This is a genomic window from Bacteroides thetaiotaomicron VPI-5482 (genome assembly GCF_000011065.1).
Taxonomy (GTDB): domain Bacteria; phylum Bacteroidota; class Bacteroidia; order Bacteroidales; family Bacteroidaceae; genus Bacteroides; species Bacteroides thetaiotaomicron.
In genome coordinates this window covers 503,671-515,865 of the sequence record NC_004663.1, presented here as the reverse complement: position 1 = coordinate 515,865, position 12,195 = coordinate 503,671, and the positions used below count along the sequence as shown (strand labels likewise).

11 protein-coding genes and 1 pseudogene are annotated in these 12,195 nt (G+C 43.7%); 2 read left to right on the top strand and 10 right to left on the bottom strand.

What is annotated here, in order from left to right:
• Positions 1 to 8: 8 nt before the first annotated feature.
• Positions 9 to 1,316 (top strand): phenylacetate--CoA ligase, encoded by a 1,308-nt coding sequence (locus BT_RS02090; protein WP_008760705.1) that lies wholly within the window; start codon positions 9 to 11, stop codon positions 1,314 to 1,316.
• Between the two features lie 96 nt (positions 1,317 to 1,412).
• The gene (gene xpt, locus BT_RS02085; protein ID WP_008760704.1) at positions 1,413 to 1,985 is read left to right on the top strand and encodes a xanthine phosphoribosyltransferase; all 573 of its coding nucleotides are present in this window, start codon (positions 1,413 to 1,415) and stop codon (positions 1,983 to 1,985) included.
• Here the strand turns inward: xpt and BT_RS02080 are convergent.
• From BT_RS02080 to BT_RS02035, 10 genes and pseudogenes are all read right to left on the bottom strand, one after another.
• On the bottom strand, positions 1,979 to 2,749 hold the full coding sequence (locus BT_RS02080) for an EFR1 family ferrodoxin (RefSeq protein WP_011107264.1): 771 nt from the start codon (positions 2,747 to 2,749) through the stop codon (positions 1,979 to 1,981). The genes xpt and BT_RS02080 overlap by 7 nt on opposite strands.
• A 358-nt stretch (positions 2,750 to 3,107) precedes the next feature.
• The gene (rplT, locus tag BT_RS02075) at positions 3,108 to 3,458 is read right to left on the bottom strand and encodes a 50S ribosomal protein L20 (RefSeq protein WP_004297540.1); all 351 of its coding nucleotides are present in this window, start codon (positions 3,456 to 3,458) and stop codon (positions 3,108 to 3,110) included.
• A 99-nt stretch (positions 3,459 to 3,557) separates the two neighbouring features.
• Positions 3,558 to 3,755 carry a 50S ribosomal protein L35 gene (gene rpmI / locus BT_RS02070; protein WP_004297539.1) on the bottom strand — a complete coding sequence of 66 codons (198 nt, stop codon included), beginning with the start codon at positions 3,753 to 3,755 and terminating at the stop codon, positions 3,558 to 3,560.
• Between the two features lie 73 nt (positions 3,756 to 3,828).
• Positions 3,829 to 4,433: pseudogene (gene infC / locus BT_RS02065) on the bottom strand (translation initiation factor IF-3).
• A 71-nt stretch (positions 4,434 to 4,504) separates the two neighbouring features.
• Entirely contained in the window at positions 4,505 to 6,445 is a 1,941-nt protein-coding gene (thrS, locus tag BT_RS02060; RefSeq protein ID WP_011107262.1) for a threonine--tRNA ligase, read from the bottom strand.
• Positions 6,446 to 6,527: 82 nt separating this feature from the next.
• Complete coding sequence (locus BT_RS02055) at positions 6,528 to 8,579, bottom strand: tetratricopeptide repeat protein (RefSeq protein ID WP_011107261.1); 2,052 nt, start codon at positions 8,577 to 8,579, stop codon at positions 6,528 to 6,530.
• A gap of 76 nt (positions 8,580 to 8,655) precedes the next feature.
• A complete protein-coding gene (gene def / locus BT_RS02050) occupies positions 8,656 to 9,210 on the bottom strand; it encodes a peptide deformylase (RefSeq protein ID WP_008760700.1) in 555 nt (184 codons plus the stop codon).
• Positions 9,211 to 9,254: 44 nt separating this feature from the next.
• Positions 9,255 to 9,671: a Holliday junction resolvase RuvX gene (gene ruvX, locus BT_RS02045; protein ID WP_008766074.1), complete on the bottom strand. Its 417-nt coding sequence runs from the start codon at positions 9,669 to 9,671 to the stop codon at positions 9,255 to 9,257.
• Between the two features lie 76 nt (positions 9,672 to 9,747).
• Positions 9,748 to 10,893 (bottom strand): OmpA family protein, encoded by a 1,146-nt coding sequence (locus BT_RS02040; protein WP_008760698.1) that lies wholly within the window; start codon positions 10,891 to 10,893, stop codon positions 9,748 to 9,750.
• A 318-nt stretch (positions 10,894 to 11,211) separates the two neighbouring features.
• Entirely contained in the window at positions 11,212 to 12,180 is a 969-nt protein-coding gene (locus tag BT_RS02035; RefSeq protein WP_011107259.1) for a PCMD domain-containing protein, read from the bottom strand.
• Between the last annotated feature and the right edge of the window lie 15 nt (positions 12,181 to 12,195).

The following is a 12,195-nucleotide window of genomic DNA, read 5'->3' as shown; positions in this document are numbered from 1 at the left end:
TCACAATCATGAGTACACAATACTGGGAAGAAGAAATTGAAATCATGAGTCGCGAGAAGTTGCAGGAACTGCAACTTCAGCGACTCAAAAAAACGATTAACATAGCCGCAAACTCACCTTATTACAAAGAGGTTTTCAGCAAAAACGGCATCACCGGAGATAGTATCCAGTCACTGGACGACATCCGCAAAATTCCTTTCACCACTAAATCGGACATGCGTGCCAACTATCCCTTCGGGCTAGTGGCCGGCGACATGAAAAGAGACGGTGTACGTATCCACTCTTCCAGTGGAACTACAGGAAACCCTACAGTCATCGTACATTCACAACATGACCTCGACTCATGGGCAAATCTGGTAGCCCGTTGCCTTTACATGGTGGGGATCCGCAAGACAGATGTCTTCCAGAACAGCTCCGGATATGGAATGTTTACAGGTGGATTAGGTTTTCAATATGGTGCAGAACGCCTTGGCTGCCTTACCGTACCTGCCGCAGCCGGAAACAGTAAACGGCAAATTAAATTCATCAGTGACTTTAAGACTACCGCCTTACACGCCATCCCAAGCTACGCTATCCGTCTTGCCGAAGTATTTCAGGAAGAAGGTATCGACCCGAGAGAAACAACCCTGAAAACCTTGGTGATCGGCGCCGAACCGCATACTGACGAACAGCGCCGTAAAATAGAACGGATGCTCAATGTGAAAGCATATAATAGTTTCGGTATGACGGAAATGAACGGCCCCGGTGTTGCCTTCGAATGCCAGGAGCAGAACGGAATGCACTTCTGGGAAGATTGCTATCTGGTAGAAATCATCGATCCTGAAACAGGAGAACCCGTTCCCGAAGGAGAAATCGGTGAATTGGTACTCACTACACTTGATCGTGAAATGATGCCGCTTATCCGCTACCGCACCCGCGACCTTACCCGTATACTACCCGGAAAATGTCCGTGCGGCCGCACCCATCTCCGCATCGACCGGATCAAGGGACGCAGCGACGATATGTTTATCATCAAGGGAGTCAACATCTTCCCCATGCAAGTCGAAAAGATTCTGGTTCAGTTCCCCGAATTAGGCAGCAATTATCTGATTACGCTGGAGACAGTCAACAATCAGGATGAGATGATCGTCGAAGTGGAATTAAGCGATCTTTCTACAGACAACTATATCGAACTGGAAAAGATCCGCAGAGATATTATCCGTCAATTAAAAGATGAAATACTGGTTACCCCGAAAGTAAAACTAGTAAAGAAAGGGTCTCTCCCGCAGAGCGAGGGAAAAGCCGTCAGAGTGAAGGACTTAAGAGACAACAAATAAATATTCAAATGCCCGATGTGCTAATATGCCAACCCAATACTGTATGATATCAGTAACAAATGGCATATTAGCACATTATTTAATTATCAGATTATAATGCAATTACTAAAAAAAAGAATTCTGCAGGACGGAAAATGCTACGAAGGAGGCATCCTTAAAGTAGATGGTTTTATCAATCACCAGATGGATCCTGTCCTGATGAAATCCATCGGAGTAGAATTTGTCCGCCGCTTTGCAGCCACAAACGTAAACAAGATCATGACTATAGAAGCAAGCGGTATCGCTCCTGCCATCATGACGGGCTATCTCATGGACTTACCGGTTGTATTCGCCAAAAAGAAATCACCCAAAACCATTCAGAACGCACTAAGCACTACCGTACACTCGTTCACCAAAGACCGTGATTATGAAGTAGTGATCAGTGCCGATTTTCTGACTCCAAATGACAATGTTCTTTTTGTTGATGATTTCCTTGCCTACGGAAATGCCGCATTAGGCATTCTCGACCTCATAGAGCAATCCGGAGCAAAATTGGTAGGCATGGGGTTCATTATCGAAAAAGCCTTCCAAAATGGACGTAAAATACTGGAAGAGAAAGGTGTCAGAGTAGAAAGCCTTGCCATAATCGAAGACTTATCCAACTGCTGTATTAAAATAAAAGATCAATAAGCTGAGTCGGGGTTAAAATAATGCCCCTTGCCTTTTGTCTTTTTACCATATTGCACCGCATGCTGAGGGCACACATGATAACATGCCAGGCAGGCGGTGCAATTCTTTCCCCAAACCGGTCTTCTTTCCTTCATCGTTATATTCCCTACCGGACAACTTTTTTCACAGCGCTTGCACCCGATGCACTCACTCGTTGCATGGAAAGGTTTGGGAGACATCTGATAACGAACAAATAACGGATTGATGATCCTCGTCTTGATAAAAGGCAAACTCCCCTCCTTGCATGCAAAGACAGTTTCTCTCCCGGTTATCAGTCTACTGACTTTTTCAAGAGCCGGAACCGCTTCTGCCAGTTTTTTCTTTTCCAGTTCCTTGCTATCCACATCAAATCCGAGGAACAACACATAGTTATTGGGCATAATTACAGAAAAGCCTGCATTACATCTCCATCCCCTCGCAGCCAATGCCTTTTCCATCACCTGCCGGGTCAGCCCCGTATCGTCTCCACACGAACACACAAAGAACAGATATTGCTGCTGATACCCCTTCAGAACCAGCTTCCGAATAAACTCCTGTACAATCACGGGAGGCGCCCACGAATAGACCGGAAAGACAAAACCGATCTTCTCATCCTCCCGCAAAGAGAACTCCCATGTGTCATTCTTCCATGCGTCCGGGATAAAAAACAAATCTTCCTGTTGTTCTTTAGAAAGCTGATTAGCAATCCATTTAGAGTTACCTGTACCTGAGAAATAAAATATCATAGAAGAGTATATAAAAAAGCCGCATCGACGATGTGATGAAACTCTGATAGAACAAGATTTGAGCGCTCGCCCTCTTTGTAATCCACCGGCTTAAAGCTGTCCCGAAGGATGTGGCCCGCCATTGAAGAACGAAGCTTTCTCGGTGCATCAGATTAATTTGAAGAGTTTCCCGATCCAGTCGATACGGCTAATATTTTTCTATCACAAATGTAATAAGATTCTCTGAGAATAGCAAGAAAAAGAAAGAATTTGTTCGTCCACTAACATTTTTTTTCATCCTTTCTCTCCGCCTAACAAAAGAAAAGTGCCAGTTATCGGATCGATAACTGACACTTTGTAAATCCTAAACTATTGAAACTTAAGCAGCTTTTGCTTTAGCAACTACAGCTTTGAAAGCTTCCGGATGATTCATAGCTAAATCAGCCAAAACCTTACGATTTATTTCAATACCGGCTTTGTGCAAACCGCCCATCAATTTAGAATAAGACATTCCTTCAAGACGTGCAGCAGCGTTGATACGTTGTATCCAAAGAGCGCGGAAGTTTCTTTTCTTATTTCTACGGTCACGGAACGCGTAAGTCAAACCCTTTTCCCAGGTGTTTTTTGCTACGGTCCATACATTTTTTCTTGCACCAAAGTAACCTCTGGTTAATTTCAAAATTTTCTTTCTTCTTGCTTTTGAAGCAACATGATTTACTGATCTTGGCATAGTTTTACTTTTTTTGAATGTTAGCGCCGTTACTTCACGCAACGAACTTCAGGCTAAAGCATTCGGTTAATACTTTAATAATACTTTGTACGCTTTTGATTACTTCATTGCTAAGAGTTCCTTAACCTGGCTTACATTTGTTGTATCAACAGTTGTAGAGTAGCACAGATTTCTTTTTCTCTTTTTCGATTTCTTAGTCAAAATGTGACTGTGAAAAGCGTGCTTTCTTTTGATTTTACCTGTTCCGGTAAGGGTAAACCTTTTTTTAGAACCGGAGTTAGTCTTCATCTTTGGCATCTTACTTGTTTTTAAAATTATTAAATATATAATGGTGACGCACTATACCTGCGCGCCACGCATTCATTCTTTTTTATTCTTCCTCGCCCGCTTCCGGCTTTTCAGCCTTCTGTCCCTGAGTTACCGGTTTGGAAGCCGCCGGTTTTTTAGGCATTTCCTTTTCTTCGGAGAAAGCTGGATTGTCATACGCTTACCTTCAAGTACCGGCATCTGATCCACCTTTGCAAAATCTTCAAGATCGTTGGCAAAACGAAGCAATAACACTTCACCTTGTTCCTTGAAAAGGATGGAACGCCCCTTAAAGAATACATATGCCTTCACTTTATCCCCGTCTTCCAGGAATCCTCTGGCATGTTTCAGCTTAAAGTTGTAATCATGATCGTCAGTCTGCGGTCCGAAACGGATTTCCTTTACGTTCACTTTTACCTGCTTCGCTTTCTGCTCCTTCTGGCGTTTCTTTAATTGATAAAGAAATTTAGAGTAATCAATAATACGACAAACAGGAGGTTGAGCATTGGGGGAAATTTCAACTAGATCCAGCTCTTTCTCTTCAGCCATTTTCAAGGCCTGAAAGATAGGATATACTTTCGGTTCAATCTCGTCGCCCACGATGCGGACTTCTTTGGCACGAATCTGTTCATTGATTCTATATTGCCCTTTTAAAGTGTCATTCTTCATTAAAAACGTTTACTTCCTAGTTTGATTTTTTTATTGTTCTACTAAATATTTATCATGAAACGGCTGCAAAGTTACCATTTATTTATCATATTCTGAACTTCTTCGTTCAAAATTTTAGCAAATTCTTCATATTTCATGGTTCCTTTGTCGCCTTCCCCTTGTCTGCGAACAGAAACTTCACCATTTTCAGCTTCTTTTTCACCCACAATCAACATATAAGGAATGCGTTTCATTTCATTATCACGGATCTTGCGGCCGATCTTTTCATTACGATCATCCACAATAGCACGGATTTCATGCATTTTCAGATACATCTTCACTTGCTCTGCATACTCATTGAACTTTTCACTGATCGGCAGGATAGCTACCTGATCCGGAGTCAGCCACAACGGGAACTTACCGGCAGTGTGTTCGATCAATACAGCCACAAAACGCTCCATTGATCCGAATGGTGCACGGTGAATCATCACCGGACGGTGCTTCTGGTTGTCAGAGCCCATATATTCCAGTTCAAAACGTTCCGGCAAGTTATAGTCTACCTGAATGGTTCCCAACTGCCAACGGCGACCGATGGCATCTTTCACCATAAAGTCGAGCTTGGGACCATAGAAAGCAGCTTCACCGTACTCAATCTTAGCCGGCAGGCCTTTTTCCTCGCAAGCCTCGATAATCGCCTGTTCAGCTTTCTCCCAGTTGTCATCGCTACCGATGTATTTTTCACGGTTCACTTTATCACGGAGTGATATCTGAGCCTCGAAATTCTGGAAATTCATCGAACGGAACACGATAGAAATGATATCCATCACACGGAGGAACTCATCTTTCACCTGATCCGGACGACAGAAAATATGTGCGTCATCCTGAGTAAAGCTGCGTACACGAGTTAAACCGTGAAGCTCACCACTTTGTTCATAACGGCAAACCGTACCGAATTCTGCAATACGCAACGGAAGGTCCTTGTATGAACGCGGAAAATTCTTATATATCTCGCAGTGATGCGGACAGTTCATCGGTTTCAGGAAATACTCCTCTCCTTCTTCCGGAGTATGGATCGGCTGGAACGCATCCTTACCGTATTTTGCATAGTGACCGGAAGTCACATACAGCAACTTATTACCGATAGGCGGAGTAATTACTTCCTGATAGTCATAGCGGGTCTGGATACGACGCAAGAACTCTTGCAGACGCAAACGCAGTGCAGTACCTTTCGGCAACCACATCGGAAGTCCCTTACCTACTGTTTCAGAGAACATGAACAACTGCATTTCCTTACCGATCTTACGGTGGTCACGTTTCTTGGCTTCTTCCAGCAACACCAGATATTCATCCAGCATTTTCTTTTTCGGGAATGTGATACCATAGATACGGGTCAGCATCTTACGGTCTTCGTGACCGCGCCAGTAAGCACCGGCAACAGTTGTCAGCTTGATAGCCTTGATCGGCGCAGTCGTCATCAAGTGAGGACCACGGCAAAGGTCAGTAAACGCACCCTGGGTGTAGGTAGTAATATGTCCGTCTTCCAGTTCTGAGATCAATTCACATTTATACGTTTCGCCACGGTCGCCAAACATTTTCAAAGCGTCCGTCTTCGAAATACTTTCTCTGACTACCGCATCTTTCTTTGCCGACAATTCAAGCATCTTTGCTTCGATGGCAGGCAGGTCACTTTCTTTAATCACAGCTTCTCCCGGATCCACATCATAGTAGAAACCGTTTTCGATAGCCGGTCCGATACCAAACTGGATACCCGGATAAAGTTCCTGCAAAGCTTCAGCCAGCAAGTGGGCGCTTGTGTGCCAAAATGCATGTTTGCCTTCTTCATCGTCCCATTTGTAAAGTACGAAATCAGCATCTTCATTAATAGGACGTCCTAAATCATAAGTCTCACCGTTCACGCCACATGCAAGTACATCCTGTGCCAAGCGCGAACTGATACTTTCTGCAATCTGTAAACCGTTCACTCCTTCGTTATACTCACGAACGGAGCCATCGGGAAATGTTATCTTTATCATAATATGATGATGTTATATTTTCATAATGAGAACGCAAAAGTAACGAAATCTTTTGAGTTTTCTATTTTTTATCAAAAAAATGTTATTCTGTCTGATCCGTGAAACGCTTGATCACGTTGTAAGCAGAAACAACTCCTAGTTCACCGGCCTTGCTCAAATCTGAGATTCCCGCCTTATTATTACCCAGGAAAATATGCGTAAGTCCCCGGTTGAAATAAGCGTCAGCAAAGTCCGGAGACAGCTGAATCGCCTTATCGTAATCGACAATCGCAGCCCTGTAATCTTTCAGCATAGCCGCCACATTGGCACGGTTATAATAAGCGTAAACGAAGTCCGGAGCCAGAGTTATCACCTTATCCAGGTCCTTTCTGACAACTTCATAATCCACCGCACTCACTTCCTTGACAGCAGCGCCACTCGGCATATCCGCTTCGGCAGCCTGTTCAGCCTTCTGATATTCCAGTTGTTTGCAACGAATCAGTGCACGCATGAAATAGGCCGGGAAGAAATCTCCGTCCAGCAATATCGCCTGAGTCAGGTCGGCAACCGCACTGGAGAAATCCTGTACCAGATAAAAGTCAATGGCACGGGCAAAACGCTTCGGAGCACTCTTGTCATCGTCCACAATAGCCGATGTATGCGCATCAATCAGGGCAAAATGGAATTTCACCTGTTCTTCCGTCAGCGGGGCCTCCATATTTGTAATACGGATACGCTTCGGAAGTACATTCGACAGATTCAGGTCTTCAATAAACTTATGGAAATTCACCGAACGCTTCACTTCGCTCGACTTTTCATAATAAGTCAAGGCAAACATCGGTTCCAGTTTTATGTTCACATTCTTATCCTGTACGCGTCCGCGATAATCACTTGTATAGCGTTGATCCGCTTCAGAATCATCGGCAATCACAATCTTGCGATAGTTGTTCATGTTCTTGTCAGACTTCTTACGAGTTTTTCCTTCCTCGCTTTCGTCACCGTTCTCGCCGCTCTGGTTTTCTTTATCTTTATTCTGATTCTGGGCAACGTCTTTGTTCGTCCCTCCATTCTGCTTGTCAAGCTGAGCCTTCAACAGTTTGAAGTCATCCTGTTCGGCCCCCTTCTTGTCGCCGATCTTCTTGCGGGCTTCCGCACGATGATAATATCCTGCGAGGAAGTTCGGATACTGGTTGATAACTGTCGTATAGTCTTTGATAGCGCCCCGGTAATCTCCCGTCTGAGCACGAAGCAACGCACGGTTAAAGATAGCCATCATATTATCAGGTTCCATCTGAATCACAAAATCGAAGTCCTCGATAGCACGGTTGTCATCCCCGACACGGGCACGAAGCAAACCACGGTTATAATGCCCGATAAAGTTATTGGGATCAATATCCAAAGCCAGGTCATAATCGCTCATAGCACCCCTCAGATTATTCTGATGGAATCTGGCCAAAGCACGGTTTATATAATTACCCGCGTTCTTCGCGCTCAGATGAATCGCACGGTCCAGATCCGATTCCGCTTCTGCATAGTTGGACTGCTGCAAGCGGACAATAGCCCTTGCCGACCATGCGTCCGGATCATACTTATCCAGTTCGAGAGCCGTATTAAAGTCCTTCAGTGCCGCAACCGTATCCTTCTGCTGCAAAGAAACCTCTCCCCTCATCAGATAAGCACGTGTATAGCGCGGAGAAACTTTCAGCAAGCTCTCCAAATCCTCCTTGGCTGCGTCATAATCCTTTTTCTGAATATGAGACAAGGTCAGATTGTGCCACAAGGTGATGTTTTCCGGATCATAATGCAATGCTTTCTGATAATCCTCAATCGCCCCGTCGAATTTACTCTGACGAATCCGTGCCAGTCCACGAACCTGATATGCACCTACTACAAACGGATTCCGTTTGATAGCCTCGTCACAATCCGCTTCCGCTCCTTGATAATCCTCCAGATTCACCTTTGCCAGCGCCCTGAAAAAATAAGGCTCATACAAATATGGCTTCGCATTAATTACCTGGTTGAAATACTGAATAGAAAGCACGTAGTCCTCAAAATACAGCGCATTGCGGGCAATAGTCATCACCCGCTCCGTATTAATCTGAGCACAAACCAGTGTGGGGAACAGCAATAAAACTGTTAGTATTCTTTTAATCATTGATATTTTATGCTTGTAAACGAAACAAAAATAATGCTTTTCGCTTACTTAACAGGGATATAAACGTTTTTTATCTTTATTTCACCTGTTTCATCTTATATGAACTACGCGCTTTTCCTTTCAGCATCGTATTTAATTTTCCTCTTATCATTTGTTTGCGTAATGGCGAAAGGTGGTCGATAAACATCTTTCCGTCCAGATGGTCGAACTCATGCTGCATCACCCTTGCCAGATAGCCTTCCACCACTTCATCATGCTCTACAAAGTTCTCGTCCATGTATTTCACACGGATCTTATTTCCTCTTTTCACAGACTCATGAATGCCGGGCAGACTCAGACAGCCTTCTTCCATACTGACTTCCTCCCCACCCACTTCGATGATATGAGGATTGATATAAGCTTTATTAAAATCCTTAAATTCCGGATAGTCTTCCGAAAGCGGGTCTAATGTAATCGTAACGACACGGATAGGCAAGCCGATCTGTGGAGCAGCCAGTCCCACGCCATCGGCGTGCACCATTGTTTCAAACATATTCGCGATCAGCTCTTTCAGGTTCGGATACTCCGGGGTTATGTCCTCTGCCACCTTTCTCAAAACAGGCTGGCCATATACATAAATTGGTAAAATCATACTTTATACTCTACTAAAAAATTAAATTATTCTCTGTCTTATTATTAAAAACGTTTACTCTCCAAATATGTTTGCAGAATAATAGTGGCACTTATCTCATCCACCAATGCTTTGTTTTGCCGGTCTTTCTTTTTCAGTCCGGCTTCCAGCATCGTACGGTGTGCGAGAACAGATGTGAAACGTTCGTCCACATATTCTACAGGAAGTTCCGGGAAACGTTTCTTTAATGAACGAACAAAGGGTTCGATGTTCTTCATATTTTCCGAAGCTTCATTATTCATCTGCTTGGGCAATCCTATAATAATCCGCTCTACCGGTTCTTTTGCCACATACCCACCGATAAAGTTCAGAAGTTCATGCGTGGGTACAGTTGTCAACCCGTTTGCAATCAGTTGCAACGTATCGCTCACAGCTATCCCTGTGCGCTTCCTTCCATAATCTATAGCTACTATTCTGCTCATATGGGGTACAAAAATACAAAAAAGACGCTTCCCGCGAAAGGAAACGTCTCTTTTATTCTATTATTTCAACTGTGGATTATTCTTCCACGATAGCAACACGGCTCAACTTAGCGTCATCGTAGAACATATTGCCTACACCACCCTTGTAATCAACCTTCAGTTGAGAAGCAGGTACACCGAATTCATTCACCATCAGGTCACGTACAGCTTCAGCTCTCTTCTTACTTAACTTCATGTTGTACTCAGCAGAACCAGTACCCTTGTCAGCATATCCTGTAACAGTAAATGTCTTTTCCGGATTAGCTTTGATACCCTTAGCCATTGCTTCGATGTTCATGTACTCTCTCTTGCTGATGTTGCTCTTACCAATGTTGAATACAACAACCAGACGTGGAACGAATCCGCCTTCTTTCTTAACGATTACTTCCGGCTTCTTGTTGCGTGCTTCAACCAAGTCACGTTTCAGAGATTCGTTTTCACCCTTCAGAGAGTTCAGTCTGTTTCTCATGTCGTCCAACTGGCTTTCCGGTACCATCGGTACAGTAGGAACAGCGTTGAATCCGCGTTTTTTGAACTTGTAAGTTACACCTACAGTTACACCGGCCATACCTTCTTTAGAAGTTCCGCCGAATGCATCCTTCATCAAAAGGCCACGCAATTCAAGGTTGATATCCCAAGCATCCGATACACGGAAGCGGTTGATCAAACCGGCATTGATACCTAAGTTTTGTTGATGAGGTTCTGACCAAGAAAGAGCCACACCTGCACCTACATAAGGAATGAATGAATAAAGACGATCCTCGTTGTAACCGCAGAACATGTTAGAAAGGTTGAAGAGAACATCACCATGGAAGTTAGCCATGTTCCATTTCTGCTTGTAGTAACCGTTAGAATACTTGCCACCTTTTGTATACAAGTCATTAGCACTAGGAGCAGCTCCCTTAGCTTGAAGACCGTTGTATGCAACACGCAATCCGATACCCGGAGTAAACCATTTACCTACGGCAATATCAAGTGCCGGAGCAATGCGTTTTCCGAAATCCGCTTTACCGTCGTTGTCGCCAAAGTACATTTGACCACCAACGCCACCACTAATGAACCAATTGGCCCCAAAACGATTAGTCTCTACAGTGTAGGCTTTACCTTCTGTTTTTCCTTTTTCCTGAGCAGACAGGCACACAGAAGCCCCTACCATTAAAATAAACAATAAACCCTTTTTCATCTCAATTTATTTTAGTAAATAATATAATGCAGTTTGTGTTACGCTATAACCACAACTCTACAGGCTCTAAATCTTAAACAAAGAGATATAAATCTCTACCCTTTTTCTTTAAATTTAGTGCAAATATAGATATTTATTGTAATACACACAAAAAAACTCGTAAAAAAACATTTCTTCGTGATATTTATATGGGATGATAAAAGTGTTGGATAGCCTACAAAGGGTATAGCCAACATTTTTGAAAGAAAAATAAAAGCAAAAAAATAACCAATGATAATCTATATCATTGGTTATCCCTTATTTTTTCCGCTACCTTAATTAATATACCAGTTTTACATTATCAATCCACAATGAATTTCCGGGTGAACCGACGTAAGCTCCGCCATGACTGGATGTGAACTGGAGATACAGATGAGTCGGCTCATCATTTTCATCCCCCCATGCCACTTCGTGGATAGGCACGCTTTCACCTTTGCTGTTGACTGTATAGTTCTCAGTCACCTGCAGACGCATCATGTGAGGTTTATATTCGGGACGGCTGGTAATGTCTCCATACATAATTTCATACGTGGCATTATTCTTCCAGTCGGTAGAGTGATAGTAATAAGTCACCAACGTTCCGATACGCTTGGCATAAACATTTCCGTTGGCATCCTCCCAGCGTTTCTGCAAAAATAAAATAGCAGCCGGATAATCCTTGCCTGCTACATCTGTAATTTTACTGAAACCGGTAGCACGTATACGTTTTTCCCTGTCGGACATCTTCACTTTATAGTCAAACTGAAGGGCAACCGGCTTCTTGGTAAACGGAATCCCCGTCTGAAGCATCTTCTGCGGGTTCTTGGTACCCTTGATCGGTTCGTGCACAGATCCCGTAAAGATAGAGCCGGCAGCCAATACGGTTATATTGACAAGCCCCAGTACCTTCACACTCTCCATACGCGTATCCAGGCGTGCACAGTAACCGTCTCCCCGTTTCTCCGGAAAAACCGACGTATTTGTCTTGGTAATACCTGCCACTTTCGCCATCACATTCGAAGTCGCCCACGGTGAGCCACCCATATTCTTATACACCTGATCTCCCTTAATTACAGTCGTCGGACCAATCTCATACACATTCTTCGTGTTCCCTCCGATAATCCCCGACTCTTTTATCTGGCGGTCCACCCATTGGTCCATATCCCCGAAGGGGAGCATCTCCACTTTATGCTGCGCCATCAAAGACAAGGAAGAAAAAAATGCAACGAAGCCTGTCAGAAACAGGCGATGAACCATTTTCTTAATCATCAATACTTATCCTTT